The sequence below is a fragment of the Agrobacterium sp. 10MFCol1.1 genome (assembly GCF_000381165.1).
GTDB lineage: Bacteria > Pseudomonadota > Alphaproteobacteria > Rhizobiales > Rhizobiaceae > Agrobacterium > Agrobacterium tumefaciens.
Map to the genome: position 1 here is coordinate 47,965 of NZ_KB906081.1, position 26,723 is coordinate 74,687.

The following is a 26,723-nucleotide window of genomic DNA, read 5'->3' on the forward strand; positions in this document are numbered from 1 at the left end:
CCGCAGCCGGCGGCAGACGACAGCCCTGACCTTCCGATGATGAATTCGCTGGTCATGAGACGCACCAAGGATGGAATTCTATCTCTGGGAGAAACCAATGACAGACCGCCTTGAGCCGCAGGACCCGCGCAACCAGTATCCGCGCCCACCCTTTTCAACGCCGACTCAGGAAATGCCGGGGCTGGTCACGAACATGATGCCTTTCGCTGATCATGGTGAAAAGACCTATCGCGGCAGCGGCAAGCTTGCCGGGCGCAAGGCGCTCATAACCGGCGGTGATTCCGGCATCGGTCGCGCCGTGGCTATCGCATTTGCGCGGGAGGGTGCAGATATCGCGATATCCTATCTGCCGGAGGAAGAATCGGACGCCGAAGAGGTGGTTGCACTTATCGAAGCGGAAGGACGCGTGGCGGTCGCCTTACCCGGAGATATTACCGATGAGGCATGGTGCCGCGAACTGGTTGAAAAAGCGGTAGGTGATCTCAACGGCCTCGATATTCTGGTGATCAATGCCGCGAGACAACAATATCGCGAGGGTATCGCCGAGCTGTCGACTGAAGATTTCGACCGCACGATGAAGACCAATCTCTACGCGCTGCACTGGATTGCGCAGGCCGCCGTTCCTTATCTTGAGCCCGGATCGTCGGTGATTACCACCGCATCCATACAGGCCTATGAGCCGTCTCCCATTCTTCTTGATTATGCCACTACGAAAGCCGGCATCGTTGCCTATACGAAAGCGCTCGCCAAACAGCTTATCGAAAAAGGCGTGCGGGCAAATGTCGTCGCGCCTGGTCCCTTCTGGACGGTTTTGCAGCCAAGCGGCGGGCAGCCGGACGAAAAGGTCAGGAATTTCGGTAAGGACAGCGATTTTGGCCGTCCAGGCCAGCCTGTCGAACTGGCTCCGGTCTATGTGCTGCTGGCTTCGCAGGATGGCAGCTTCATCAATGGCGAGGTCTATGGTGTGACCGGAGGCCGGGGCGTTGCCTGATCGGCTTTGAGGACTTGACATGAAACGACAGACAGAACGTTCAGACAGAGATGTGAAGCCCTTCGATGTCCGCGAGCGGCTGATACTGGCGCTTTATGCGCAGCTGAAGGCCGAGCGGCAAACGCGCGAAGCCATGGAATGGGTCATCCGCAATGGCGGGCTTTCGCCTGAGGTGCTGGAGGCGATGGCATCCGACCCTGTGCCGGTGCTGGCCGATGCGGACGTTCCCGCTATCGAGCGTATCCTTGCTGCGGACCGGGGCAGAGGCCAATCCTCTCAAGACGACCATGGGCGGCGATCATGAACCGGAGAGCGAGCTGGAAGGGTCATCTGACATTCGGCGATTTCAACTGTGAAATCGGTCTCTATTCCGCGCTCACTTCATCGGAAAAGATCTCCTTCAACATCGTCAACCGAAAGACCGGCCATCGCGTCGAACGGCAATATGTCGATAGCGATACCGGCGACGCTGTCGACCGCGAGGATCAGGTTAAGGGATATGAACTCGACAATGGCGACCATATTGTCATTGAGGGAGATGAGATCGCAACGCTGATGCCGGAAAACGACAAGGTCATCCGCATCAGGCATTTTCTGAGCCACGACGAGATCGACAAGCTCTATTTCGATAAATCCTATTATCTGGCGCCGACGCAGGAGGGTGGCGAAGAGGCTTTGACGCTGCTGGCAAAAGCCATGGACGACGAGAAGGTCTCGGCACTTGGCGAAGCGGTACTCTTTCGCCGAAACCGCGTGCTGTTGATCCGTCCAAGCGGCAAGGCGCTCGTGGCGACGACCTTGAATTTCGGCTACGAGGTTCGCTCGCAAACCACCGTTTTCAAGTCCATTCCCGATATTCAGTTCGATGAAGAGATGCTTGAGCTCGCCGGTCACATCATCGGGAAACGGGCAGGCACATTCGATCCGGCGGAATATACCGATCGTTACAATGATGCGCTGGCGGAACTGGTGAAGGCGAAGATCGAGGGTAGGGAAATCAGCAAACAGCCGCCGCGCAAGCAAGATAACATCATCGACTTGAAGGAGGCTTTGCGCCGCAGCGCCGGTGACGGCGACAGCGGAAAATCTACCGCTGGTGCGGGGCGCAAATCCTCCCGGAAAGCGAGCTGATCCATGGGTTTGCAGAGCTATAACGCCAAGCGCAGTTTCGACAAGACGCCGGAGCCGAAGGGCGACAAGGTCGATGCGCAGGGATCGAGTTTCGTCATACAGAAGCACGATGCCCGCCGGCTGCATTACGATTTCCGGCTGGAGATGGACGGCGTCCTTAAAAGCTGGGCGGTAACCCGCGGGCCGAGCCTTGACCCGGAGGACAAGCGCCTTGCGGTGCATGTCGAGGACCACCCTCTAAGCTACGGCGACTTCGAAGGCGTAATCCCGAAAGGTCAATATGGCGGCGGCACTGTCATTCTTTGGGATCGTGGTGTCTGGCGCCCGATTGGCGACGCGAAGAAAGGCTACCGCAAAGGCCATCTCGAATTCGAACTGGAGGGCGAAAAGCTTAAAGGCCGCTGGCATCTTGTGCGTATGCATGGAAAGCCCGGTGAAAGCCGTGAAAACTGGCTGCTGATCAAGGGCGACGACGAAGAGGCAAGGCATGATGGCGGCGCCGATATTCTGGAGGAGCGGCCGGAATCCGTGAAGACTGGCCGAAGTGTTGAAGAAGTTGCCGCCAAGCCGAAGGACACCTGGAATTCGAAGCCCGCATCGAAAAAGACCGTTAGTTCTTCCTCGGGCAAAAAACAGGCGCATGCCCTGCCGAAAGGTGCCCGCAAACAGGCGCTGCCATCCTTCGTGCCGCCGGCACTTGCGACGCTGAAACCCAAGCCACCGGAAGGCTCCCGCTGGCTGCATGAGATCAAGTTCGACGGCTATCGCCTGCAGGTCCGTATCGACCACGGCAAACTCCAGCTTCTGACCCGTAGCGGACTGGACTGGACCGAAAAGTTCGGCGATGCCGTGGCGGGAGCGCTCAAGTCGCTGCCGGCCGAAACGCTGATGATCGACGGCGAAATCGTGGTGGAACGGGACAGCGGCGCCTCGGATTTCTCAGCCTTGCAACAGGACTTGAGCGAAGGGCGCAGCGACCGCTTCGTTTTTTATGCCTTCGATCTCCTGTATCTGGATGGCACGGATTTGCGCGGTGCGGCGCTGACGGATCGCAAGGCGCTACTGGAAAAGCTGCTGCCCGCCAGCAACCCGCATCTTCGCTACAGCGAACATTTCGAGGAAAGCGGCGGGCTTGTTCTCGATCATGCCTGCCGCCTCAGCCTCGAGGGCGTTATCTCCAAGGTCAAGGACAGCAAATACGTCTCGGGCCGCAAGGGTAACTGGGTGAAATCCAAATGCTCGATGCGGCAGGAGTTCGTCATCGGCGGCTACACGCTGTCATCCGCGTCGGATAATGCCATCGGCTCGCTGGCGCTCGGCGTTTATGAGGACGGCAAGCTGCGTCATGTCGGCCGCGTCGGCACCGGCTATACCGCTGACATTGCCGAAATGCTGCTTGGCCGCCTGAAGCCGCTGGGCATCGATGACAGCCCTTTCGGCGAAAAGCTAACGGCACTTGCGCGCCGCGACCTCTATTTCGTCAAGCCGGAACTGGTTGCAGAAGTGGAGTTTCGTGCCTGGTCCGGAGATGGCAATCTGCGCCATGCATCATTCCGCGGCTTGCGGGAAGACAAGCCGGCGGGCGAAATCGAACGCGAGGATAAAGCCGTGTCGGAACAAGGGACGCCGCAGTCAAAGATCAAGTTCACCCATCCGAAACGACTTTATTGGCCGGACGATGGCGTGACCAAGGAAGGGCTTGCCGATTATTACACTCAGGTCTGGCGCTATATGGCCCCCTTTGTCGTTAACCGGCCTCTGGCGCTGCTGCGTTGTCCTGAAGGGATCGATGGTCAGCGTTTCTTCCAGAAACACGCATGGCGCGGTGTGAACAAGGCGATAGAACAGATCAAGGATCCGAAGGACAAGGGCGGGGAACCACTGATCAGGATTACGGATTTCGATGGCATGATGGCCCTGGTCCAGTCCGCTGCGCTTGAAATTCACCCATGGGGGGCGACAACCGCGAACTGGGAAAAGCCTGACATGATCACCATGGATATAGACCCCGGCGAGGACGTGTCATGGCAGGAGGTAATCGGCGCGGCACTGGAACTGAAGCGGCGTTTCGAAGATGCCGGTCTGGCCGCTTTCGTGAAAACCTCCGGCGGCAAGGGGTTGCATGTAGTGGCACCCTTGAAACCGGAAGCGGGATGGCCGGCGTTGAAGGCCTTTGCAAAGACCATGGCGGATGACATGGCCAAGGCAGAGCCGGAGAAATATCTTGCGGTGGCAACCAAAGCGAAACGCAAGGGCCGCATCTTCCTCGACTATCTGCGTAATGGCAGGGGCAATACGGCTGTTGCGCCCTATTCGACACGTGCCCGACCGGGAGCCGCCATTTCAGCGCCAATCGAATGGACGGAACTCTCAGATGAGATAGGTCCGGCACACTTCACGGTCAGCAATATCGGCGCGCGCCTTTCTGCCCTGAAGAAGGATCCATGGGACGGCTTTTTCGCTGCCGCGCGACCCCTGCCGAAAAAGGCCCGATGAGCGTCAGCCTTTCTTGTCCGAGGCAAGGCTTTTCTTCAAGGCATCCATGATGTTGATGACATTGCCGCCTGTCCGGGTTTTCGTGCCGGTCTTTTTTTCCGGGGAAGAGACGGTCTTGCTCTTCGTTTTCAGCAAAGCGCTGATCTTTTTCTGGATCGGATCCTGCACCAGCGCGGGTTTCCATCCCGTCATCTGTTTGCCGATGCGTTTTTCCATCGCGTCCAGCAGCGGCTTTTCGAATTTCATCTTCGGATCCAGCGCGTCGACGCTTTCGCGCACTTCCTCGCCATAGTGCAGGGTCCACAGAATGATGCCCTTGCCTGACGGTTCCAGCAGAACCGCTCTTTCGCGGCGATAGAGAACAAGCCGCGCAATGCCGACAACGCCGTTTGCCCGCATGGCTTCCCGGATCACGCTGAAGGCTTCTGTGCCGATCTTGTCTTCCGGGCGCAGGAAGTGCGGCCGGTCGTACCATATCCAGTCGATAGAGCCTGTGGGCACGAAGGCCTGGATGTCGATGGTGCGGGTGCTTTCGAGCGCGACCGCATCGATCTCGTCATCCTCCAGCAACACATAATCGTCTTCGGCGCGGGGAAACCCCTTTACCTGGTTCTTTGCGGCCACCGGCTTGTGGGTAACGCTGTCGACATAGCGGCTTTCGACGCGATTGCCGGTTTTGCGGTTGAGAACGTGGAAGCGGTATTTGTTGCTTTCGGTCGTGGCAGGCGTCAGCGAAACTGCGGCCGTCACCAGCGACAGCTTCAGATAGCCCTTCCAGAAAACCTGCCGTGCCATGATCCGCGATCCGCCTTGTCGCCTGTTGTCTCCCGGATCAACAACCACAGGGTGGCTTTTGTTCCGGGAGCTTTGGCAGAGAGGGCGGGACTCTGTCTCAGCCGAACAGCGATGTAAGACCATAGACAGATGCGGATATCAGGGCAGCGGCCGGCATGGTCACGACCCAGGCAATGACGATATTGCCCGCAAGGCCCCAGCGCACGGCCGAGACGCGACGCGCGGCACCGACGCCGATGATGGCGCCGGTGATCGTATGGGTGGTGGATACCGGAATGCCGAGCCACGTCGCGCCAAAAAGTGTCAGCGCACCGCCGGTTTCGGCGCAGAACCCCTGCATCGGGTTCAGCCTGGTGATTTTCGACCCCATGGTGTGAACGATGCGCCAGCCGCCGAACAGTGTGCCGAGCGCCATGGCCGACTGGCACGAGATCACCACCCAGAACGGCACGTAGAAGCTCTCTCCAAGATGCCCCTGGCTGAACAGCAGCACAGCGATGATGCCCATGGTCTTCTGTGCGTCATTGCCGCCGTGGCCGAGCGAATAGAGCGAGGCGGAAATGAATTGCATGATGCGGAACGTACGATCCACGGCGAAGGGCGTCTGGCGCACGAACAGCCAGGAGACGGCAAGCACCAGCAGCAGTGCCAGGAAAAAGCCGATGGCCGGCGACATGAAGATCGCGCCCACGGTTTTCAGAAGACCCGACCAGACTATGGAATTGAAACCGACCTTCGCAAAGCCGGCACCGACGAGACCGCCGATCAAGGCATGTGACGAGCTGGAGGGAATGCCGAAAATCCAGGTGACGATGTTCCAGACGATGGCGCCCATCAATGCCGCGAAGATGACCTGCGGGGAGACGATGGCCGGATCGATGATGCCGGTGCCGAGCGTTTCGGCCACATGCAGGCCGAAGAACAGGAAGGCGATGAAATTGAAGAAGGCCGCCCATGCCACCGCATATTGCGGGCGCAATACACGGGTGGAGACGATGGTGGCGATGGAATTTGCGGCGTCGTGGAGACCGTTCAGAAAATCGAAGAACAGCGCGATGGCGATAAGGCCGACAAGCAGCGGCAGTGCAAGCGCGACATCCATCAGACGTTCTCGATAACGATGCCGCTGATCTCGTTCGCCACGTCCTCGAAGCGGTCGACGACCTTTTCGAGTTCGCCGTAGATCTCGCTGCCGATCATATAGGCCATGGCATTGCCGGTCGCACCATGGCGCCGGAAGAGGTCCTTCAGGCCCTGGTCATGAAGTTCGTCGGAGCGCCCTTCAACGCGGGTAACCTCTTCGGCAATCACCGACAGGCGCTGGGCATTGGTGCCGACCTTTTCCAGAAGCGGGATGGCTTCGGCGACGAGGCTTGCCGCACGCACGATCTCGTGGCCCATCTCGCGCATCAGCGGGTCGAATTCGGTTTGCTCGAACAGCCGGATCGTCTTGACGGTCTTGTGCATCATGTCGATGGCGTCATCCATGGACTGGATGAGGTCCTTGATATCGCCACGATCAAAGGGCGTTATGAAGCTGCGGCGCACCGCAAGCAGAACGTCGCGGGTAATATCATCCGCCTGGTCTTCGAGGGCGACGATAAGGTCGCAGTTTTTCTCGACGTCGACGCCGCTCAGAAGGTGGTCCAGAGCTGCGGCGGCTTTGACGACCGTTTCCGAATGTTTGCTAAACATGTCGAAGAAACGGTCTTCGCGCGGCATCAGCTTGCGAAAAATGCTCATCATGCGAATTGGCCCTCAATGGCGCTTTATTAGTTGTGGGGAGCGATTGTCATAAAACTGTCATAAATGCACGCGGGGCATTGATGCAACCCGGAAAATCGGCAGTATCAACGGATATGAAATCCATGAAGAAAAGCCGGAAAGCCCGTCCGGCGCGTTCCCTGACATTGCTTCAGCAACTTGCTGCTGTTCCTGAAAAGCTGTTCACCGGCTCTTTCCGGCAGCAATATGCCGCCTTATGCTTCCGTTATACCGGAAGCGGCGAAGAGATCGAAATCCTCGTCGTCACCTCCCGCACCAGCGCACGCTGGATCATTCCGCGCGGCTGGCCGATGAAACGCAAGAAGCCGCATGAGGCTGCCGCGATCGAGGCGTGGGAGGAAGCGGGCGTTCGCGGCCGCGTGAGGAAGGACGCCGTTGGCCGCTACACCTATCTCAAGATGCTCGACAATGGCGATGTCGTTCCCTGCGTTGTCGATGTCTTCCAGATCGAGATCACCGGGGAGGAAACGAGTTTCAAGGAGCGCGGCGAACGCCTTCTGGAATGGGTTCGCCCGGACGAGGCAGCAAGGCGCGTCCGGGAAATCGAACTGAAATCGCTTCTGGTCGACTTCCGCCCGAGGGGGAAGAGGAAACGCCTGACCGAAGAAAAGTCCTAACGGCAATCGTCACCGGCGAACCTAGGATGGTGAAGATGGACGTTCGGTCGATCCCGTCTCCCCCATCTCGTCCGGTGCCTTCGGTAGCAGGCGGGCGAAACGCCGGGTGATGCTGTCGATGTAAGACAGGATTGTTGGCACGACGATCAGGGTGAGCAGGGTGGAGCTGATGAGGCCGCCGATTACTGCGTGCGCCATCGGCGCGCGCTGCGCCCCGCCACCGCCAACAGCCAGCCCGAGCGGAATCATGCCGAAAATCATCGCAAGCGTCGTCATGATGATCGGGCGGAAGCGGATGATGCCGGCGCTCGCCAGCGCTTCGTTGAGCGAAAGTCCACGCTTCCTTTCGCGGTTGGCGAAATCGACAAGCAGGATGCCGTTCTTTGTAACGAGGCCCATCAGCATGATGAAGCCGATCAGCGAGAACATGTTGATCGTGCTGCCGGCAACCAAGAGCCCGACGAGGACGCCGATGAGAGATAGCGGCAGGGACGCCATGATGGCGAGCGGTTGCAGGAAGCTGCCGAATTGCGAGGCGAGCACGATGTAGATGAAGATGACCGCCATTGCGAGCGCGGTTACCATGTGGCCAACCGTCTCCTCCATGGTTTCGGCGTCGCCGCCGAAGCGGATACGGTAGCCGTCCGGCAGGTCGCGGGCGGCGGTAAGGGTTTTCAAAACGTCTGTCACTTCGCCAAGCGCTCGTCCGGATATGTTGGCCGAAACCAGCACCTCGCGGCGATTGTCGATGCGGCGGATTTCGGCGGGTGCTTCCACGGTGGTAATATCGGCGACCTGATCCAGACGTACCAACAGGGGCGAGCCGTTGGATGCCGTGCGGCTGGTGGCGATCATCAACTCGCTGATCCTCGTCGTGTCGGCACGCCGCTCGCCGGGCAGGCGCACGACGATGTCGTAGCTGTTACCGCCCACATCCGTCCATTTCGACACGTCCTCACCGGCGATGAGCGGCGAGAGCGCTGCGGCAAGATCGGATCGGGAAATGCCGAGATCGCTTGCCGCCTCGCGTTTCAGGCGTACCGAAAGGATGGAGGTCACGTCGCGGGTGCTTGAGGTCACATCCACGAGGCCGGGGATTTTTTTCATGTCTTCCATCAGACCGTCGGCGATCTTTTCGAGGATCGCCCGGTCGTCGCCAAGAATGCTGAGCTGGACGGGGCTTTCGCCACCGCCAAGACCGTTTTGCAGGATCGCGACCTCTATGCCCGATATGGCCGACAGGCGTTTGCGGATCGGATCGGCCAGCGTGACCGGAGTTCGGGTGCGCATCTCCAGCGGCACCAGTCCCACCAGAACGGCGGCGCGATGTTTACCGACGGTGCCGCCGGTATTGACGGTGGAATAGAGCATCTCGACTTCCGGGAATTCCTGGAGTGCCTTCTCGACCTGCCGCACCTTCGCCGTGGTGTAATCCAGCGAGGAGCCGACCGGTGCCGTGACGTTTATCTGGAAGCGGCCTTCATCCGTATTCGGGACGAATTCCGCACCGACTAACGGCACCATGAGCAGGCTGCCGACAAAAATGCCTGATGTGACGAGCAGGGTGACGAGGCGGTGGTGCAATGTCCAACCGATCACGTGCCGATACTGATCGGCGAGCCATTCGAAGCCGTGATCAAAACGGGCGATCAGCCGGCCCACCGGCCCACGCCGGGCGTTGGGTTGCGCATCCGGATCGTACCAGACGCTCGATAGCATCGGATCGAGCGTGAAGGCGACGAAAAGCGAGATCAGCACGGCAGCTGAAACGGTGATGCCGAATTCATAGAAGAACCGACCGACGATGCCGTCCATGAAAGCGACAGGCAGGAAGACCGCCACGATTGTCGCCGTTGTCGCGATAACCGCAAGTCCTATTTCGTTCGTGCCGTCGAGTGCTGCGCGGATATGGGATTTCCCCATGTGAAGGTGACGGGTGATGTTTTCGCGCACAACGATGGCGTCATCCGCCAGAATGCCGATGGAAAGCGTCAGCGCCAGGAGGCTCAGTGTATTGAGCGTGAAGCCCATAACATCAATGACCGCAAGCGTGCCGATGATCGCGATCGGCAGCGTCAGTCCGGTGATGACGGTGCTGCGCCAGGAATTGAGGAACAGGAAGACGATGGCCACGGCAAGTGCCGCCCCTTCTATCAACGTCGTCTGCACCTGCGTGACGGATTCCCGGATGGGAATGGATGTGTCCGTAATGACTCGCAACTGCACGTTTTGCGGAACAAGGTCGGCATTGAGGGCGTCCAGGCGCTTTCTCACATCCGCGACAACCTGAACCGTGTTGGCACCCTGAACCTTGACGATGTCGATCGCCAGCGCAGTCTGGCTATTATAGAGGGCACGGTTTTCGGGGTCGGCAGCCCCCTCGGAGAGTGCGGCGATGTCGCGAAGATAAATGGCTGCGCCACCGCGCCGGGCGACGACCATGTCCAGCAGCGCCTGCGGTTCTGCGATGCGGCCCTGCACCTGGATCGTGCGTTCGGAAACGGTATCGACAAGCCTTCCAGCCGGGCTGTTGCTGTTGCCGGTGCGTAGCGCGCTCACCACTTCGTTGATGCCGATCCCAAGCGCGCGCATACGGGTATCGTCGATCACAATGTCGATCTGCCGCTTGCGGGCGCCGACCAGCGTTGCCTGCCCGACACCGGGAACGGTCGTCAGTTGCCGCACCACCTTCTGGTCGGCAAGGGTGGTGAGTGCGGGTATGTCGAGCGACGTCGAGCTTATCGCCACCGACAGGATAGGCTCGGCGGCGGGATCGAACCTGGATATGACCGGCTTTTTGGCCTCTTGCGGGAAATTCGCGTCGATGGCGGCGATCTTGTCGCGCACCTCCTGTGCCGCGGTCGCGCTCTTAACCTCGAGCTTGAATTTTGCGACGACGACAGAGCGTCCCTCGTAGGAGGTTGACGTGATCTCGTCCAGACCGCCGATGGCGTTCAGCGCATCCTCGACCGGGCGCGTCAATTCTGTCTCCACCGTTTCCGGCGTGGCGCCCGGATAAGCGGTGGACACCACGACGACCGGAACGTCGACATTGGGGTAGAGGTCGAGCCCCAGCCGCTGCAACGAGAAAAGACCCATGACCAGAAGCGCCACCATCATCATGGTGGCGAAAACAGGGTGGGAGACGGATATGCGGGTCAGAAACATCTCAGCCTGCCTTGTCGACGGTAACGGCCATGTCGGGCTGCAATTCGGGAAGCGGTGCGGTCAGGATCGTCTCACCGTCCTCTAGACCGGCGCCTATCTCGATCAGGCTGCCATCGTTCCAGCGCGATCCCACAGCCACCGTCTGGCGGCGAAGGTGGCCGTTCAGGACTTTAAGGACGTGATAGCCGGTTTCGTCTTTGCGAAGCGCGATTGCAGGAACGACAAGCGCATCGTTTTTTTCGCGCACGAGGATGGACCCGCTGGCGAACATTCCTCCCCACAGCCGGCCGTCGCGGTTGGCAAGCCGCAGATAGACGGCGACAAAGCGCGTCCCGTCTTCGGCAACCGGGCTGATGCGCTCAACGGTGCTTCTGAGAGGCTGGCCGCCGATGCCGTCAATATCGAGTTCGGCGGTCTGGCCAACGGCGACACGTGGGATGTCGCGCGTGGCAACGAGAACCTTCGCCTCAAGCATGCTTGTATCGACCAGCGTCATGAGTTCACCATCGGCACTGACGCGGGAGCCGGCTTCTGCCTGCCGGCGGGTAATGGTGCCATCAAAAGGCGCGCGGATTTCGGCATTGCGAAGGGCAAGGCGGGCGATATCCACCTGCGCCGAAAGGCTCTGAAGCCTTGCCGTTTTCACAACGACATCGCTCTTCGCCTTGTCGAGCTGTTCAGCCGATGCGATGTTTTTTGACGCCAGCTGTTCGGTTCGGGTGAGGGCCTGCATCGCCAGTGTGAGTTCGGCCTCGGCTGCATCCCGGTCGCTCTGCCGCAGCAGGAGTGTCGATTGCAGTTCCTCGGTTTCGAACCGTACCAGCAGGTCGCCCGCCCGCACCGCCTGCCCGTCCCTGACATTCATATCCAGAATTTTTCCAGCCTCGCGGGCGCGGATTACGACACGGCTGACCGGCTGAAGTTCGCCACTGATGCTGAGCCGCTCCGCCATCGCTCGTGTGCCGATCCTTGCGATTTCCGCAGCCGTCAGTTCGAACGGGATACCGGCCGGGCTCATCGAGGTTGACGCCACGATTCCCTTCACGCGCTCGTTCGCATCGACGCTTCCGCGCGCCGGATCAAGAGCCGTGACGACGAGAGCGCAGCCCGCAAGCGCGATCCCCGCCTTGATCGTTCTTTTCACCCACATAACATATTCCTTCCAGGCAAAACTCATCCTGTGACCGCCGATCGAGCGGTCATGTCGCCTGTCTTGCAGGCTGATGGCTTCTGGATAAGTGTTCATAATTGCAGCAGCATTACCCGCCCGCATCTTCTGCGCCGCAATACTGTCGCAACCTTTCTGGCAGACAAGGAGGGGGCGAAGGGACGGTGGCAAATGAGACTTCTGTTGATTGAGGACGAAAAGGAAATGGCGGATGCGCTGTCGACGACGCTCGGCAAGCAGGGGATCGTCATCGACCATACGATGCGGCTCGGCGATGCGATGGAGCTGGCGCGCCAGCATGTCTATGATGCCATTCTGCTCGACCGTCGTCTGCCGGACGGGGAGGGACTTACCTTCATTCCAAAGCTGCGCCGCGCCGGTATCGATACGCCGATCATTTTATTGACGGCGATGAACGAACCGGAGGAGCGGATCGAGGGGCTGAATGGCGGCGCCGACGACTATCTCGGCAAGCCGTTTCTCGTCGGCGAACTGCTGGCGCGGCTGCGCGCGGTTTTGAGAAGGCCGGCAAGCATCGCCCCGTCGCAAATCGCTGCAGGCCGCATCGTGATCGATCCGCTTCATCTCAGCGTCACGATCAACTCGCTTCCCTTCGATCTGCCAAGGCGCGAGCTGATGGTCCTCATCACGCTGGCGAAACGAAAAGGCAAATCCGTGCTGCGCTCGACGCTTGAGGCCGCCGTCTACAACTACGAGGAGGAAATCCAGTCCAATGCGCTCGATGCGCATATATCGCGACTGCGCAAACGCCTGCTCGACGCTTCTGCCGGGGTCAGCGTGCATAATATTCGCGGTATCGGTTATCTGCTCAGGGAAGACACATGAAGGCGCAGGGCAAGTCCAATCCCTCCTTGTGGTGGCAATTGAGCTGGCAGCTCAGCATTGTCGTCTCCTCCATGATCGCTGTCGTCATCGTCGGGCTCTGCGTTTACGGGGTGATGAAGCTCTCGCCCAATATCGGGCTCTGGAACGATTTGTCGGCGACGCTTGACGAGTCGCTGTCGCTTGATCCGCAAAAGGGTCTAGTCGTTACCGAGGGGCCGGCATTACGTGCCTTGAAGGCGAAGAATGAGACGTTGTGGTTCGTGGTCTCGACGCCTGACGGTCACGCGGCCACCTTCGGCACCGTACCGGCTGTTTATGCCGAACTGGCGCGCTACGTTCATCTGATGACGGACGCCGATATTCGCGGCGGCAGCGGCATATCCGAGGTCGCTTCGGCTGAAAGTATCGAGACGACGTCGGGGCCCGTCAGGATCATGTTCGGCGGAACCTCTAATGCACGAGCGTCGTTTCTGACGCTTCTTGCCGGCACCTATCCGATTTACGTCCCCCTCCTGGCGGTTCTTTTGCCTGCGGTGTTTTTCTCCGTGCCACACATCGTGCGCCGGGCGCTTGCTGGCCTGAGTTCCGTCGTCAAAAAAGCACCGGAGATCGACCCGCGACGACCGGGTTCGAAGCTTCCTGTCGAAGATGTGCCGCGCGAAGTCGTTCCGTTGATCGTTTCCTTCAACAGCGTTCTCGAGCGGCTCGAAGAGCAGTTCCAGGCGCGGCAACGTTTTCTGATCGATGCCGCGCACGAATTGAGGACGCCGATTGCAATCATGCAGACCCGGATAGAGGGCCTGCCCGGACCTGACCAGCAGCGCCTGATGGAGGATGTCGCGCGGCTCGGTGAAACCGCCGAACAGCTTCTGGCCTTTGAGCGAAACGATCAGGTGAACGACCGGCGCGAGGTGGTGGACCTGGTCGATATCGCCCGTACGGTGGTGGCAGAGCTCGCGCCGCTTGCGCTTTCGGCAGGTTACGACATCTCCTTCGAAACGCAGATCGAAAAATACGACATGCAAGGCAACCCCTTCGCCCTGCCGCGCGCCATCAGCAATATCGTGCGCAACGCCATCGACCATGGTGGAAACAAGGGGCTGATCCATGTCTCGGTTCTCGCAAACGGCGAAATCGCGATTTCCGACGAGGGGCAGGGCATACCCGAGGACCAGCAGGAGCGGATATTTGAACCTTTCTATCGGGTCACGCCGAAAAGCACGGGCGCGGGACTTGGCCTCAGCCTCGTCAAGAAGATCGTCGCCAATCATAACGGCCGTATCGTGCTGGAAAGCAACCCCTCTGGAAGCACGTTCCGGGTTCGATTCTGATAGCGCTTTGCGCGCTGTAGACCGGTCGCGGCGATTGTAATGCTGCCGCAACGTTCGCGGTCATAATGTGTGGGCACGGGATCAACCGTGCCAACCGGAGTACTCACAGTGACGCACCCACCGGATCGTTTTCTTCCGGATTTCCGGCGAGAAACCGGCGCGTAAAATGCGCGTCGGCGGCCCGGAACCTCGGGCAATGCTGCAGCGCCTATGATCGCAGCAGAGCACCAATCCGATTTCATATTCGGTTCATCCTGGGCGCGCACAGTCCCGGCCAAATCACTCCACGCCCCAGTCCAAACAGTCATACTCCCCGGAATTTTACGATGTCGCATACTGAAATCGCCGCATTCGCTGCGGAAAAAAACTCGGCGAAACCCGAGCCGGTCATCGCTGCGCAAACCATGACTGGCGATGGGATGGAACTCCTCCGTTTTCCCCTGGCCTGGAGCGTTGTGACCTTCGTTATGCGCGCCCACTGGAAACGGGGTTTCCTTTTCTGGATGCGTTTTTTGGCTCATCCGCTTGTAACTCTTCGGTGGTGGCGGTTTCTGTCCCGATTCTCGGCGACGCAAAAACTGCCACCGCCGCATGACGAGCTTCTTCAGAAACCCCTGTCGAAATTCCTCGTCGGCAAAATCTCCTATGGAAGACGGCTGGATTTTCTCATGAAGAATTTCGCCATCGCCAGCGGTTGTTTTTCCAGAGAGGTTATGGCTGCGCTCTGGAGTGGAAAAACGATCGAAATCGGCACCATAGGCGGCCGTGCTGACGAATATCGCTGCACGCTTGCTCTTGCGGATTTATGTGGCGGCCGCCACGAAGGCGCTCTCGCGGTTCGGCTGATCAGAACCCGTGACGACGTCACCTTGTGGACGACGAAGTTTATCTTCGTGACGCAGGATGGGGGAGGGTACAGGACGATTGCCGTTGGCGGCATGCAGGGGCCACGCGCCGCAAAGCAGGAGATGGTGGCAGTAACGCGCGACCTTGCGGGTCTTCGCCCGAAGGATGCCGTTTTGATGCTGCTGCAAGGTCTAATAGAGACGGAAGCGGGTTCCTATTTCGCAGTCTCCCACGCCAGACATCCGATCAATTATCGTCGCGCGCGGCGGCAGAGAATGTTGCTTTCCGACATAGACGCATTCTGGCGGGAACGTTCCGCCGAGCCGGACGACGTGTTCGGTTTTCAGGTACCGGTTTCAAGCCTCGAGGGCGCGGACAAACGCAGCAAGATGAAGCTTGCCTTTTTTGCCATGGCCGACCGGCTTTGCGAGGGTAAAGCTGGGAGTGCTGCGAAGAGTTGAGGCCACAGATCCGAGTTGGCCGTCGACACCGTCATGCCGCTGCATCGGCAGCACGGCCGAGTTTTTGCAGGCCGCATTCGCGGACGATCTCGGCAATGTGGGTAAACTGCGCCGAGAGCGGATTGCTCTTGCGCCACACCATGCCGATGGTGCGGGATGGTCTTGGCTCTGCCAGCCGAAATACCGAGACGGTGGATTGCCGCGTTTCCATATCGACAGCCATCTGCGGAATGAGCGTGACGCCGATGCCGGCGCCGACCATCTGGACCAGCGTCGAGAGCGAACTGCCCTCCATCAGCACGCGCGGCGGCGCGTTCGTTGTACTGCAGAAAGACAGTGCCTGATTGCGGAAACAATGGCCTTCCTCGAGCAGCAGCAGGCGCATTTCACCGAGCTTGCCAGCGCTCGGCACCGGCATCCCCGCATCCTCCATCGGCCGGACCAGAATGAATTCCTCGGAAAACAGCGGAACCTCTTCCAGCGACGCTTCAGACACCGGAAGCGCCACGATTGCCATGTCCAGCCGGGCTTCCAGGAGGTCCTCGATCAGTTTCTGTGTCACCGCTTCGCGCGGACGCGTTTCCAGTCCCGGATAATGCCGGGTGAGCGTCTTGATGACCTGCGGTAAAAGATAGGGCGCGACCGTTGGAATGACGCCGATGCGCAGGCGGCCGCTGAGCGGGCCGTGCCTTGCCCTCGCCAAATCCTGCAATTCATCCACTGAACGCAGGATCAGGCGGGTGCGTTCGGCGAATTCATCGCCGAGAGCGGTCAGCCTGATCTGGCGGCTGCCCCGTTCGACGAGCGGCGCGCCGATCAGCTCTTCCAGTTCCCTGATCTGTAGCGAAAGTGCTGGCTGGGAAATGGAGCACGCCTCCGCCGCCCGCCCGAAATGGCCGATCTTCGCCAAGGCGTCGAAATAACGCAGGTGTTTCATCGATAGTCCAATCATAAGCTGAGCATATCGCAGCCTTTAGAATATACAATTGGAAATTATGGAACCCGGCTGTTAGTCATCGTCATGACAGAAAGAGGATGTAGCTGTTCGGTATCACCAGCGTCACTGCGCGCTTTCCGTAAGGATGACCTGCTGTGGGCTGTGGTTCCAACATGCTGCGCATGTCGAATTGACTATGTCGTTTAATTACTAAACCCATCGGAGGGCGAAATGGACGCAACTTCAAAACCGGCTGGCAAGTGTCCCGTCATGCATGGAGGCAATACGGCCTCCGGTAAATCGGTTACCGAATGGTGGCCGAACGCGCTGAACCTCGATATCCTGCATCAGCACGACACCAAGACCAATCCGCTCGGCACCTCCTTCAATTACCGCGAAGCGCTAAAGACGCTCGACGTGGAAGCCCTGAAGGCCGATCTGCGCGCCCTGATGACGGAAAGCCAGGACTGGTGGCCGGCCGACTGGGGCAGCTATGTGGGCATGATGGCCCGCGTGACTTGGCATGCGGCCGGTTCTTACCGCGTGACGGACGGACGCGGCGGCGCCAACACCGGCAACCAGCGCTTTGCACCGCTCAATTCCTGGCCTGATAATGTGAACACCGATAAGGGCCGCCGCCTGCTGTGGCCGATCAAGAAAAAATACGGCAACAAGATTTCCTGGGCCGATCTCATCGCGCTTGCCGGAACGATCGCTTATGATGTCGCGGGTCTGAAGACGTTCGGTTTCGCCTTCGGCCGCGAGGATATCTGGGCTCCCGAAAAAGACACCTATTGGGGTGACGAAAAGGAATGGCTGGCACCGAGCGATGGTCGTTACGGTGACGTAACCAAGCCCGAGACGCTGGAAAATCCGCTTGCCGCCGTGCAGATGGGTCTCATCTACGTCAATCCAGAAGGCGTCAACGGCAAGTCCGATCCGCTTGCGACAGCCGCGCAGATGCGCGAAACCTTTGCCCGCATGGGCATGGATGACGAAGAAACCGTCGCGCTCACCGCAGGCGGCCACACCATCGGCAAGTCGCACGGCAATGGCAGCGCCGCCAACCTCAGCCCCGATCCGGAAGCAGCAGGCCCCGAATATCAGGGTCTCGGCTGGATCAACACCAAGGGTCGCGGCATCGGCCGTGACACCGTGGTGTCCGGTATTGAAGGTGCCTGGACAAGCGAACCGACCAAGTGGGACAACGGCTTCTTCGACATGCTGTTCAAGCATGAGTGGACATTGACGCACAGCCCGGCTGGCGCGTCCCAGTGGGCGCCGATCACCATTGCCGAAGAGGACAAGCCTGTTGACGTCGAGGATCCCTCGATCCGCACCATCCCGATGATGACCGATGCCGACATGGCCCTGAAGGTCGATCCGATCTACCGCGAGATTTCGCTGAAGTTCAAGGATGACCAGGACCACTTCTCCGAGGTCTTTGCCCGCGCATGGTTCAAGCTGACCCACCGCGACATGGGCCCGAAGTCCCGCTACTTCGGCCCGGATGTTCCCGCAGAAGACCTGATCTGGCAGGATCCCATCCCGGCAGGTTCCACGAGCTACGATGTCGCTGCCGTAAAGGCAAAGATCGCCGCTTCCGGTCTGGCGGTCGCCGATCTGGTCTCGACCGCATGGGACAGCGCCCGTACCTTCCGTGGTTCGGACAAGCGCGGCGGCGCCAATGGTGCGCGCATCCGCCTTGCGCCGCAGAAGGACTGGGAAGGCAACGAGCCCGCCCGTTTGGCCCATGTGCTTTCGGTGCTGGAGCCGATTGCCCGTGAGACTGGCGCCAGCATCGCTGATGTCATAGTTCTCGCCGGCAACTACGGTGTTGAGCAGGCGGCGAAATCAGCCGGCTTCGATGTCGCCGTGCCTTTTGCACCCGGTCGTGGCGATGCCTCAGCCGAGCAGACTGATGCAGAGAGCTTTGCCCCACTCGAGCCGCTGGCGGATGGTTTCCGCAACTGGGTGAAGAAAGACTATGTCGTCAGCCCTGAAGAACTGCTGCTGGACCGCGCTCAGCTTCTGGGCCTCACGGCGCCGGAACTGACCGTTCTCATCGGTGGCCTGCGCGTCATTGGCGCCAATTACGGCGGCGCAGCGCATGGTGTGTTCACGCAGACTCCAGGTGCTCTGACCACCGATTTCTTCACAACGCTGACGGATATGGCCTATTCCTGGGTTCCGACCGGCGGCAATCTCTATGAGATTCGCGATCGCAAGTCCGGAGCAACCCGATATACGGCGACCCGCGTGGACCTCGTTATCGGCTCCAACTCCATCCTGCGTGCCTACGCGGAAGTTTATGCGCAGGACGACAACAAGGAAAAGTTCGTGCGTGATTTCGTCGCCGCCTGGACGAAGGTCATGAACGCCGACCGTTTCGACCTTGTCTGATAAGGCTGACTAGTCCAAAAAAAAGCCCCTCACTGAGCGATCAGGGAGGGGCAATTTTCTATCTGCGGTCGGACGATGGAACCGGTTTTCCGGGCGATGGCTTTTCGCCACTATCCGCCGGCGCCTTGCCGCCCTTTTCATTCTCATGCGCATCCGGCCCAGCGACGATGACGCCGCGGCCCTGCTCTTCGCGCTTCTTGTCGGCGAAATCGCCGGGTTCCTTTTTGTCGTTCATAGTGATCTCCCTTCGTGATTTCATTTGTCTGGAGATCAAACGGCTGGTCGGGGCAGAGGTTCCAAGGCTCACATTGGAGCGGGATCGACTGGCAGCACAGCAATGTTTTGCATTACAACCATCTTTGCTATTAACATGAATTGATAAGTCATGTTATTGCGGCCTCATATGGTGGAGCGTGCGGCGCCGTTATCGTGACGCGCATGTCTTACAACCTCGGCTCGACAACTGAACGGTACCCGCATTGAGTTTCTGGCACTCCATGACCTGGCACACGGAAGGGATCAGCGTCACTGCGCCGGTCAAATGGCGCCAGCTGGACGGGCTCGTCAGCGCTTTCTGGGAGGCAGAGAGCCAGATGGGCGCGAAGGGTTATTACCTGGCCGCCGATCCGCGTATCATGATATTTTTCAACGATGTCTCGTCGCGCATCAGCATTTCCAACCGCGACGGCGAGTTCATGCAGCATTCCCGCCCCATGACGCGGGCGGTCTATGTGCCGGCCGGTGTTCCGATGTGGACGAGCAGCAATGCTACGCACAGGTTTTCGCACCTCAATCTGCATATCCACAAGGACCGTCTGCTGCGTTTCCTGTCGCCATCGGTCGGCAGTTCGGCGGCGATGACAGCCTTGCACCGCCCGGTCGAGATACAGGATATCGGTTCGGTTGAAACACTGGCTGGACTGCTCGTCGATGAACTCGCCGAGCCTTCGAAACATGCGGTCTATGCGGAAAGCCTTGTTGGCAGCATCGTTGCCGGTCTTCTCGATATTCCCGGATCTTCGCCGGAACAGGTAAATGGCAGGCTGACGCAGGCGCAGATGAACAAGCTGCTTGCCCGTGTCGAAAGCCGCGGTGAAGACCGCATGACGGTTGCAGAAATGGCCGACATCGTCGGGCTTTCGGAAAGCTGGTTCGCAACCGTGTTCCGCCAGACAACGGGCAAGACGCCGCTGCAATGGCAACTGGAGCGGCGGATAAGCCTTGCCCAGAAACTGTTGCTCGAAGGCGATCTGACGGTGGCCGATATTGCCGCCCAGCTAGGCTTTTCCGATCAGGCCCATTTGACCAAAGCCTTCCGCCAGTCCGTGGGCAATACGCCAGCCGCCTGGCGGCGCATGCACAGGCTGCTTTGAACGGGCGCCTTGCCGTGCGCGCGGAGTGGGTTCGGCGCATGCCTTGAGCTTCGTTCTACGTCACCCCAGGGGATGACGTGGAACGTTAGGATGGTTACGTAGTATGTTGAAAAGTAGGGATATACTTATCCTCACCACGTCTTGCGCAGCGTAGCCGAGAACGCTCGGCCGGGGTTGTAGAAGTCTGCGCCGAAACCGCCATAAGAGACGTGCTTCTCGTTGAAGAGGTTGGAAACATTCACCTCCAGCGAGGTGGTTTCCTGGATTTTGTAGCTGAACGCTGCGTCCATGGTCACGCTGCTGCCGGTCGAAACCTTGTTCGCATCATCAAAATAATACGCGCCAGTGAAGCGTCCGCCGAGCCCGAAGGTCATGTCACCGCGTTTGTCGTTGCCAGCCAGCGTGTAGTTTACCCAAAGCGAGGCCTGATGTTCAGGCACGAATTGCGGGCGGTTGCCGACATTGCCAGCGATGCCGTTTTCGGTGATTTCCGCGTTGAGATAGGAATAGGCCGCCGTCAGGCTCAGCTCGTCGGTAACCTCCGCCTTGGCCTCGAGGTCGAGACCACGCACGCGCACCTCGCCGATGGTGGTGGGCAGGCTGGTGATCGGGCTGGTGACGGTAATATTGTTCTTCTTGAGGTCGTAGATCGACGCCGTGAACAGGGCAGGGAAGGCATCCGGGCGATACTTCACGCCAAGCTCGATCTGCTCGCCGCGTTCGGGCTCGACGGTCAGGCCCGAGGCCGGCACCACGGATTCGGCGTAGCTGATATAGGGCGCGATCTCGTTCGTGACCTTGTAAGACACGCCGATGCGCTTTGTCAGTTCGCTGATGTCGCCGCTTGCCGTCGTGCCGTTCAGCCTGTTGGTCTGGTCGGTGTCGATCCAGTCATTGCGCAGACCGGCGCTGACGGTCAGCCTGTCGAAGAAGGTCAGGTCCTGCTGGAGGTAGATTGCCCTTGTCTTTTGATCCGTCAGCGAGCTGGCGTAGAGCGGCACCGAAGCGGGCGCACCGGTATAGACCGGGTTCAGCCAGTTGATGCCTGGCGCAGAACCGAAGTAGCTTTTGCTGCCGGACGAGTAGTCGTTATAAAAAACGCCGACAAGGCTGCGGCTTTCGACGCTTTCGAACGTCGCGTCATATTGCAGCCGGGTGTCGATCAGGAAATTCTCGGTTTCGGTCTCGTTGCCGAAATAGGAACGGTTGGCGATGGTCGAGCCATTGGTCGGTGTGGACGAGATATACGCATAACCGAAATCGGTATTTGCCTTGCTGTAGCGCGCGTTCGAACTCAGCGTCAGGCCAGAGCCGAAATCATGGTCGAACATCACGCTCAGCGAATTGCGGTTGGTGCCGCGGTAATTATAGTCCGGTTCACCGAAGAAACGGCTCCTGTCGAAATGCGAGCCGACCGGATGGCCGCCGCCGCCGGGAACGCCGTCCTTGTTGAGATGATCGTAAACGACGGTGAGGCTGGTGGCATCGGTGGGCCGCCATGTCAGGCCGCCCATGAAGAATTTTTCATCGTCACGGGAATAGTCATATTCCGCGTCGGCATTTCTGAGTTTGCCGGTCAGGCGGTATGAAAGGGTGTCGTCGCTGGTGATGTTGTCGCCGAAATCGAAGCCGGTTTCTGCGCGGCTATAGGAACCGCCTGTCACATAGGCCTCACCAAAGCGGCTGCGTTTGGGAACCTTGGTCGAGTAGTTCACCGAACCGCCGGGATCGGATACGCCAAAGGTCGTGGAATTGCCACCCTTCAGGACTTCCACGCGCTCATAGGCATAGGTCTCTTCGCGCAGCGCGCCGAAGGGACGGCCGAGCGTCAGCCCGTCGCGATAGGTGTAGGCGTCGAAACCGCGAATCTTGAAATAGTCGAAACGGTCGTCCGAGCCGTAGAAATCCGTGGTCACACCTGCCGTGTATTGCAAGGCTTCTTCCACGGTCTGCACGCCACGCTGCTGCATTTCCTTGGCGGTGATGACGGAAACGGCGGCCGGTGTATCGAGAATGTCGGTTGCCATCTTGCTGCCGCTTGTCGTGCGGGTGGCGACGATCGACTTCTGGTCATTGTCACCGCTGTCGATGGTGATGCGCTCGAGAACCGTGCTACCGCCCGTATTGGCGGCCTCCTGTGCCAGCGAACGAGCGGGCAGCACCGTCACAAGCGCCGTGCAGGCAAGAAGGGCTGCCTGCCCGTAGCGCAGTCGCGCGGTCCCGCCGTTGACGCCATTCATTTCAGTTTTCATTGCTAAATTCCAGAAGTTGATGCCCCAATCGCCGCTTCCACGGCCCGCTCTCGAAGCGCCCAATAACTTGAGAAAGTTTGTCCGGTATTGTAACTTTTTGCGGTTTTGTACAAAACCCCGGAAATTTCACCACTGTTGTGGCGGCATTTCCTCACCGGGGTTGACGGAGGCATGTGAAGCTGAGAGTTCAAGTCCACTTTTGAACCGTTGAGAGCTTCGCCCATGCTTTTCCTGTTTCGCTGCCTCGCGCCGGCATTCGTGTTTTTCCTGTCGATGATCGCGCCGACCATTGCCTCGGCGGAAGAGGCGACGCGCTATCCCGTCGTCATCAAACACGCCTTCGGCACGACCACGATTGCGAGGAAACCTCAGCGTGTCGCGACCGTCGCCTGGGCAAACCACGAGGTGCCGCTGGCGCTCGGCATCGTGCCCGTCGGTTTTGCCGCTGCCAATTTCGGCGATGATGACGGTGATGGATTGCTGCCGTGGGTGGCGAAGCAGCTTTCTGAAATGGGTGCTGCAAAGCCTGTTCTGTTCGACGAGGGTGATGGTATCGATTTCGAGGCCGTGGCGGCAACGCAGCCGGATGTCATCCTCGCCGCCTATTCCGGCCTCAGCCAGTCCGACTACGATACGCTAAGCCAGATCGCACCGGTCGTTGCCTATCCCGTGTCACCGTGGGCAACCGACTGGCGCGAGATGATCCGGCTGAACAGTGCCGGGCTTGGCATGGCGCCGGAAGGTGAGGCGCTGATCAAACGCATCGAGGGTGAGATCGCGCAGGTGGTTGCCGGCCATCCGCAGCTGAAAGGCAAGTCTGCGATGTTCGTCACCCATCTCGACGCCACCAATCTCAGTGTCGTCAATTTCTATACCGCCAATGACAGCCGGGTGAAATTTTTCACCGATCTTGGGCTGACCTCGCCGAAGAGCGTGGCGGAGGCGACGAAACCGGGGCAATTCGCCGCCGGCGTCAGCGCCGAGCGCGTCGATGCCTTTGACGATGTCGATATCGTCGTGACCTATGGCAGCCAGCCATTGCTCAAGGCGATGCGGGCCGATCCGCTGCTTGCCCGCATGCCCGCCGTTGCCCATGACGCCATCGTCATGCTGGGGCGTGATCCGCTCGGCACCGCATCCAATCCCACACCGCTGTCGATTTCCTGGGTTTTGAAGGACTACGCCGATCTTCTGGCGAAAGCAGCGGATAAGTCCTCCGGTAAAGCGAAATGACAATGGAAGGGCCTGCCAAAGGTCCGGCCGTGCTGCCGAGCGGCCGCTCCAACCGCATGCGGACCGCATGGCTCAGCGCCGTGCTGGCGCTTCTGGTGCTGCTATGTGCGCTTTCCGTGGCGATTGGCACCCGTGACGTCACGTTCGCTGACATCACCGCAGCGCTTGCCGGTCGCGTGGAGACGGTGGCGGAAGCGGCTGTGGCGGTTCGCCTGCCGCGAACGCTGCTTGCCCTGCTGTCCGGGGCAGCGCTCGGGCTCGCTGGCGCCATCATGCAGGGCGTTACGCGCAATCCGCTTGCCGATCCCGGTATTCTTGGCGTCAATATGGGCGCATCACTTGCCGTCGTTATCGCCATCGTCTGGTTCGGCATTGCCTCGGCGCAGGCCTTTATCATCACGGCGATTGTCGGGGCGGGTGCGGCTGCGGTTTTCGTTTATGTCGTCGGCTCGCTCGGACGCGGTGGGGCAACGCCGCTGAAACTCGCTCTGGCCGGTGCCGCCACCTCTGTCGCCTTCTCCTCACTCGTCATTGCCGTCGTGTTGCCGCGCAGCGATATTGCCGGCGGCATCCGTTCCTGGCAGATCGGCGGTGTCGGTGGTGCGACCTTTGACCGGATTGAGACCGTGCTGCCGTTCCTCGCCGCCGGTTTTGCCATCAGCCTTCTTTCGGCACGCAAGCTGAATTCTCTGGCGCTTGGTGATGAGTTGGCTGCCGGTCTTGGCGAGAATGTCGTGGTCGCGAGAGCCATTGCATCCTTTGGAGCTATCCTCCTCTGCGGCGCGGCGACTGCCATCTGCGGGCCAATCGGTTTCGTTGGGCTGGTCGTTCCGCATCTCTGCCGCCTGCTCGTTGGCGTCGACAATCGCTGGCTTCTGCCATTTTCCGCGCTCGGCGGCGCCTGTCTGCTGCTTGCGGCCGATATTGTCGGGCGCATCGTTGCGCGGCCATCCGAACTCGATGTCGGTATCGTCACCGCCCTTGTCGGCGCACCTTTCTTCATCTGGATCGTCAGACGTCAGCGGGTACGCGAACTGTGAACATGCACACGTCCGTCATGGAAACATTGGTTTCCAATCGTCACGACCGCCAGCGCCGGCGTCGCCTTGTCATAGCAGCCCTTTCAGCTCTTTTGATCGCGGTTTTCGCATTGACGCTGATGCTGGGACAATGCTTCACGCCGCCCGGTGACGTCCTGCGGGTGCTGCTCGGAGAGGACATTGCCGGGGTCACTTTCACGGTCGGGCAGTTGCGCCTGCCACGCGCGCTGCTCTCCGTTCTCGCGGGTCTGAGCTTCGGGCTGGGTGGTGTCGCCTTCCAGATCATGCTGCGCAACCCGCTTGCCAGCCCTGACATTATCGGCATCAGTTCCGGCGCAAGCGTGGCAGCGGTGTTTGCCATCGTTGTCCTGCATCTGAGTGGACCGCTCGTTTCGGTGTTTGCCGTTGTCGCCGGGCTTGGCGTCGCATTGCTGGTCTATCTGCTGTCCTTCCGCAACGGGGTTGCCGGAACGCGGCTGATCCTTGTCGGCATCGGCGTTTCGGCCATGCTCGAAAGTTTCATCGCCTATATCCTGTCCGTTGCACCGGCCTGGACGCTGCAGGAGGCGATGCGCTGGCTGACGGGCAGCGTCAACGGCGCAAAACTTGCCCAGACGCTGCCGCTCTTCGTTGCGCTCATCCTTTTTGGCGGCCTGCTGCTCAGTCGCGCGCGCGATCTCGAGGCATTGAGGCTTGGCGATGATGCGGCCGCGGCGCTTGGGGTCCAAGTGGGGAGAACGCGCATCATCGTGATTATCGCCGCCGTAGGCATGATCGCCTTTGCCACGGCAGTTTCGGGGCCGATTGCTTTCGTCGCCTTTCTGTCCGGGCCGATTGCCGCGCGCATCGTTGGCAGCAATGGGTCGCTGCTCATTCCGGCTGCGCTCGTTGGGGCAACCTTGGTGCTGGTGGGCGATTATTGCGGCCAGTTCCTGCTGCCGGGCCGTTACCCGGTCGGCGTCGTCACCGGCGCGCTCGGCGCGCCCTATCTGATCTACCTTATCGTGCGGGTGAACCGCAGCGGAGGCTCGTTATGACCAGCCACTCCCTTTCCGTGAACCGTCTTTCGGCCGGATACGGTGATAGCCTCATCATCGAAGGGCTGGATCTTGTCGTTCCGCGCGGCCAGATAACCGTCATCGTCGGTGCCAATGCCTGCGGCAAGTCCACGCTTCTTCGCAGCATGTCGCGGCTTATCTCTCCCCGCGCCGGTCAGGTCCTGCTCGACGGAAAGTCGATCCACCGTCTTCCCTCGCGCGAACTTGCAAGACGGATGGGTCTTTTGCCGCAGTCACCGATTGCGCCCGAGGGCATCGTCGTTGCCGATCTGGTCAGCCGCGGCCGGCACCCGCATCACGGCCTTTTCGCGCGTTGGTCGCGCCAGGATGATGAGGCCGTGGCCGCAGCCCTCGCCGCCACCGATACGGTCGAACTTGCCGAGCGGCCGGTGGACGAACTCTCCGGCGGGCAACGGCAACGCGTATGGATCGCCATGGCGCTCGCCCAGGAGACCGAGATATTGCTGCTCGACGAACCCACCACCTTCCTCGACATCAGCCATCAGGTGGAAGTGCTGGATCTTCTGACGGACCTCAACCATGCCCGTCAGACCACCATCGTCATGGTGCTGCACGATCTCAATCTCGCGGCGCGCTACGCTGATCATCTGGTCGCCATGACCGGTGGGAAGCTGCATATCTGCGGCACGCCGGAGGAGGTGCTGACGGAAGAAAACGTGCGGCACGTCTTCGGCATAGAAAGCCGTGTCATCGAAGACCCGACGTCGGGCAAACCAATGATGCTGCCGATCGGGCGGCACAGGACGGCGGCGCAACGGCCGCAATAATCCA

Annotated in this window: 22 protein-coding genes; 14 read left to right on the plus strand and 8 right to left on the minus strand. The window is 59.8% G+C overall.

The annotated features are described in order from the left end of the window. Positions 1-97 precede the first annotated feature (97 nt). The 4 genes from F617_RS0121500 to ligD are packed head-to-tail and all read left to right on the plus strand — an operon-like array spanning position 98 to position 4,618. Positions 98-991: an SDR family oxidoreductase gene (locus F617_RS0121500; RefSeq protein WP_026330997.1), complete on the plus strand. Its 894-nt coding sequence runs from the start codon at positions 98-100 to the stop codon at positions 989-991. 19 nt (positions 992-1,010) lie between these two features. Further along, the gene (locus F617_RS0121505; RefSeq protein ID WP_019566662.1) at positions 1,011-1,295 is read left to right on the plus strand and encodes a hypothetical protein; all 285 of its coding nucleotides are present in this window, start codon (positions 1,011-1,013) and stop codon (positions 1,293-1,295) included. Continuing rightward, a complete protein-coding gene (locus tag F617_RS0121510; protein WP_019566663.1) occupies positions 1,292-2,122 on the plus strand; it encodes a Ku protein in 831 nt (276 codons plus the stop codon). The genes F617_RS0121505 and F617_RS0121510 overlap by 4 nt, the downstream gene beginning before the upstream one ends. A 3-nt stretch (positions 2,123-2,125) precedes the next feature. Further along, complete coding sequence (ligD, locus tag F617_RS0121515) at positions 2,126-4,618, plus strand: DNA ligase D (RefSeq protein WP_019566664.1); 2,493 nt, start codon at positions 2,126-2,128, stop codon at positions 4,616-4,618. Between the two features lie 3 nt (positions 4,619-4,621). Here the strand turns inward: ligD and F617_RS0121520 are convergent, their stop codons facing one another. The 3 genes from F617_RS0121520 to F617_RS0121530 all read right to left on the minus strand — a co-directional run bounded on the left by F617_RS0121520 (position 4,622) and on the right by F617_RS0121530 (position 7,159). Next, the gene (locus F617_RS0121520; protein WP_019566665.1) at positions 4,622-5,413 is read right to left on the minus strand and encodes a Ku protein; all 792 of its coding nucleotides are present in this window, start codon (positions 5,411-5,413) and stop codon (positions 4,622-4,624) included. Positions 5,414-5,510: 97 nt separating this feature from the next. Next, a complete protein-coding gene (locus F617_RS0121525; RefSeq protein ID WP_004431194.1) occupies positions 5,511-6,515 on the minus strand; it encodes an inorganic phosphate transporter in 1,005 nt (334 codons plus the stop codon). Beyond that, positions 6,515-7,159 (minus strand): DUF47 domain-containing protein, encoded by a 645-nt coding sequence (locus F617_RS0121530; RefSeq protein ID WP_004431197.1) that lies wholly within the window; start codon positions 7,157-7,159, stop codon positions 6,515-6,517. Before F617_RS0121530 ends, F617_RS0121525 begins: the two co-directional genes overlap by 1 nt. A 113-nt stretch (positions 7,160-7,272) precedes the next feature. Between F617_RS0121530 and F617_RS0121535 the strand changes: the two genes are divergently transcribed. Next, complete coding sequence (locus F617_RS0121535) at positions 7,273-7,815, plus strand: NUDIX hydrolase (RefSeq protein WP_019566666.1); 543 nt, start codon at positions 7,273-7,275, stop codon at positions 7,813-7,815. 21 nt (positions 7,816-7,836) lie between these two features. Here the strand turns inward: F617_RS0121535 and F617_RS0121540 are convergent, their stop codons facing one another. Together F617_RS0121540 and F617_RS0121545 are read right to left on the minus strand one after the other, a co-directional pair. After that, a complete protein-coding gene (locus F617_RS0121540; protein ID WP_019566667.1) occupies positions 7,837-10,983 on the minus strand; it encodes an efflux RND transporter permease subunit in 3,147 nt (1,048 codons plus the stop codon). 1 nt (position 10,984) lies between these two features. Continuing rightward, positions 10,985-12,133, minus strand: coding sequence for an efflux RND transporter periplasmic adaptor subunit (locus F617_RS0121545; protein ID WP_026330998.1), 1,149 nt, complete (start codon positions 12,131-12,133; stop codon positions 10,985-10,987). Positions 12,134-12,322: 189 nt separating this feature from the next. Between F617_RS0121545 and F617_RS0121550 the strand changes: the two genes are divergently transcribed. From F617_RS0121550 to F617_RS0121560, 3 genes are all read left to right on the plus strand, one after another. After that, entirely contained in the window at positions 12,323-12,997 is a 675-nt protein-coding gene (locus F617_RS0121550; RefSeq protein ID WP_004431205.1) for a response regulator transcription factor, read from the plus strand. After that, positions 12,994-14,328 carry a HAMP domain-containing sensor histidine kinase gene (locus F617_RS0121555; RefSeq protein WP_019566670.1) on the plus strand — a complete coding sequence of 445 codons (1,335 nt, stop codon included), beginning with the start codon at positions 12,994-12,996 and terminating at the stop codon, positions 14,326-14,328. Before F617_RS0121550 ends, F617_RS0121555 begins: the two co-directional genes overlap by 4 nt. A 326-nt stretch (positions 14,329-14,654) precedes the next feature. Beyond that, a complete protein-coding gene (locus F617_RS0121560; RefSeq protein WP_019566671.1) occupies positions 14,655-15,635 on the plus strand; it encodes a DUF535 family protein in 981 nt (326 codons plus the stop codon). Between the two features lie 31 nt (positions 15,636-15,666). Here F617_RS0121560 and F617_RS0121565 read toward each other — a convergent pair whose 3' ends face one another. Further along, positions 15,667-16,587 carry a hydrogen peroxide-inducible genes activator gene (locus F617_RS0121565; protein WP_026330999.1) on the minus strand — a complete coding sequence of 307 codons (921 nt, stop codon included), beginning with the start codon at positions 16,585-16,587 and terminating at the stop codon, positions 15,667-15,669. Positions 16,588-16,803: 216 nt separating this feature from the next. Here F617_RS0121565 and katG point away from each other — a divergent pair, with 216 nt between their 5' ends. Next, complete coding sequence (gene katG, locus F617_RS0121570; RefSeq protein WP_026331000.1) at positions 16,804-18,975, plus strand: catalase/peroxidase HPI; 2,172 nt, start codon at positions 16,804-16,806, stop codon at positions 18,973-18,975. 58 nt (positions 18,976-19,033) lie between these two features. Here the strand turns inward: katG and F617_RS27250 are convergent, their stop codons facing one another. After that, positions 19,034-19,210 carry a hypothetical protein gene (locus F617_RS27250; RefSeq protein ID WP_019566673.1) on the minus strand — a complete coding sequence of 59 codons (177 nt, stop codon included), beginning with the start codon at positions 19,208-19,210 and terminating at the stop codon, positions 19,034-19,036. A 244-nt stretch (positions 19,211-19,454) separates the two neighbouring features. On the opposite strand from F617_RS27250, the gene F617_RS0121580 reads away from it, so the two are divergent. Continuing rightward, complete coding sequence (locus F617_RS0121580) at positions 19,455-20,348, plus strand: AraC family transcriptional regulator (RefSeq protein ID WP_026331001.1); 894 nt, start codon at positions 19,455-19,457, stop codon at positions 20,346-20,348. 131 nt (positions 20,349-20,479) lie between these two features. Here F617_RS0121580 and F617_RS0121585 read toward each other — a convergent pair whose 3' ends face one another. Beyond that, a complete protein-coding gene (locus tag F617_RS0121585) occupies positions 20,480-22,600 on the minus strand; it encodes a TonB-dependent siderophore receptor (protein WP_026331002.1) in 2,121 nt (706 codons plus the stop codon). A gap of 222 nt (positions 22,601-22,822) precedes the next feature. Here F617_RS0121585 and F617_RS0121590 point away from each other — a divergent pair, with 222 nt between their 5' ends. From F617_RS0121590 to F617_RS0121605, 4 genes are read left to right on the plus strand one after another with little or no spacing between them, the layout of a single operon-like run. Beyond that, on the plus strand, positions 22,823-23,833 hold the full coding sequence (locus F617_RS0121590; protein ID WP_019566676.1) for an iron-siderophore ABC transporter substrate-binding protein: 1,011 nt from the start codon (positions 22,823-22,825) through the stop codon (positions 23,831-23,833). Further along, positions 23,830-24,873: an iron ABC transporter permease gene (locus tag F617_RS0121595; protein WP_019566677.1), complete on the plus strand. Its 1,044-nt coding sequence runs from the start codon at positions 23,830-23,832 to the stop codon at positions 24,871-24,873. The genes F617_RS0121590 and F617_RS0121595 overlap by 4 nt, the downstream gene beginning before the upstream one ends. A gap of 2 nt (positions 24,874-24,875) precedes the next feature. Beyond that, the gene (locus F617_RS0121600; RefSeq protein WP_026331003.1) at positions 24,876-25,910 is read left to right on the plus strand and encodes an iron chelate uptake ABC transporter family permease subunit; all 1,035 of its coding nucleotides are present in this window, start codon (positions 24,876-24,878) and stop codon (positions 25,908-25,910) included. Next, positions 25,907-26,719, plus strand: a complete 813-nt coding sequence (locus tag F617_RS0121605; RefSeq protein WP_019566679.1) for an ABC transporter ATP-binding protein — start codon at positions 25,907-25,909, stop codon at positions 26,717-26,719. The genes F617_RS0121600 and F617_RS0121605 overlap by 4 nt, the downstream gene beginning before the upstream one ends. Positions 26,720-26,723: the final 4 nt, after the last annotated feature.

What these genes read in the sequence shown, in the direction of transcription:
- F617_RS0121500 (WP_026330997.1), top strand. Translation starts at nt 98, where the DNA reads ATGACAGACCGCCTTGAGCCGCAGGACCCGCGCAACCAGTATCCGCGC.
- F617_RS0121505 (WP_019566662.1), top strand. Translation starts at nt 1,011, where the DNA reads ATGAAACGACAGACAGAACGTTCAGACAGAGATGTGAAGCCCTTCGAT.
- F617_RS0121510 (WP_019566663.1), top strand. Translation starts at nt 1,292, where the DNA reads ATGAACCGGAGAGCGAGCTGGAAGGGTCATCTGACATTCGGCGATTTC.
- ligD (WP_019566664.1), top strand. Translation starts at nt 2,126, where the DNA reads ATGGGTTTGCAGAGCTATAACGCCAAGCGCAGTTTCGACAAGACGCCG.
- F617_RS0121520 (WP_019566665.1), bottom strand. Translation starts at nt 5,413, where the DNA reads ATGGCACGGCAGGTTTTCTGGAAGGGCTATCTGAAGCTGTCGCTGGTG.
- F617_RS0121525 (WP_004431194.1), bottom strand. Translation starts at nt 6,515, where the DNA reads ATGGATGTCGCGCTTGCACTGCCGCTGCTTGTCGGCCTTATCGCCATC.
- F617_RS0121530 (WP_004431197.1), bottom strand. Translation starts at nt 7,159, where the DNA reads ATGATGAGCATTTTTCGCAAGCTGATGCCGCGCGAAGACCGTTTCTTC.
- F617_RS0121535 (WP_019566666.1), top strand. Translation starts at nt 7,273, where the DNA reads ATGAAATCCATGAAGAAAAGCCGGAAAGCCCGTCCGGCGCGTTCCCTG.
- F617_RS0121540 (WP_019566667.1), bottom strand. Translation starts at nt 10,983, where the DNA reads ATGTTTCTGACCCGCATATCCGTCTCCCACCCTGTTTTCGCCACCATG.
- F617_RS0121545 (WP_026330998.1), bottom strand. Translation starts at nt 12,133, where the DNA reads ATGTGGGTGAAAAGAACGATCAAGGCGGGGATCGCGCTTGCGGGCTGC.
- F617_RS0121550 (WP_004431205.1), top strand. Translation starts at nt 12,323, where the DNA reads ATGAGACTTCTGTTGATTGAGGACGAAAAGGAAATGGCGGATGCGCTG.
- F617_RS0121555 (WP_019566670.1), top strand. Translation starts at nt 12,994, where the DNA reads ATGAAGGCGCAGGGCAAGTCCAATCCCTCCTTGTGGTGGCAATTGAGC.
- F617_RS0121560 (WP_019566671.1), top strand. Translation starts at nt 14,655, where the DNA reads ATGTCGCATACTGAAATCGCCGCATTCGCTGCGGAAAAAAACTCGGCG.
- F617_RS0121565 (WP_026330999.1), bottom strand. Translation starts at nt 16,587, where the DNA reads ATGATTGGACTATCGATGAAACACCTGCGTTATTTCGACGCCTTGGCG.
- katG (WP_026331000.1), top strand. Translation starts at nt 16,804, where the DNA reads ATGGACGCAACTTCAAAACCGGCTGGCAAGTGTCCCGTCATGCATGGA.
- F617_RS27250 (WP_019566673.1), bottom strand. Translation starts at nt 19,210, where the DNA reads ATGAACGACAAAAAGGAACCCGGCGATTTCGCCGACAAGAAGCGCGAA.
- F617_RS0121585 (WP_026331002.1), bottom strand. Translation starts at nt 22,600, where the DNA reads ATGAAAACTGAAATGAATGGCGTCAACGGCGGGACCGCGCGACTGCGC.
- F617_RS0121590 (WP_019566676.1), top strand. Translation starts at nt 22,823, where the DNA reads ATGCTTTTCCTGTTTCGCTGCCTCGCGCCGGCATTCGTGTTTTTCCTG.
- F617_RS0121595 (WP_019566677.1), top strand. Translation starts at nt 23,830, where the DNA reads ATGACAATGGAAGGGCCTGCCAAAGGTCCGGCCGTGCTGCCGAGCGGC.
- F617_RS0121600 (WP_026331003.1), top strand. Translation starts at nt 24,876, where the DNA reads ATGCACACGTCCGTCATGGAAACATTGGTTTCCAATCGTCACGACCGC.
- F617_RS0121605 (WP_019566679.1), top strand. Translation starts at nt 25,907, where the DNA reads ATGACCAGCCACTCCCTTTCCGTGAACCGTCTTTCGGCCGGATACGGT.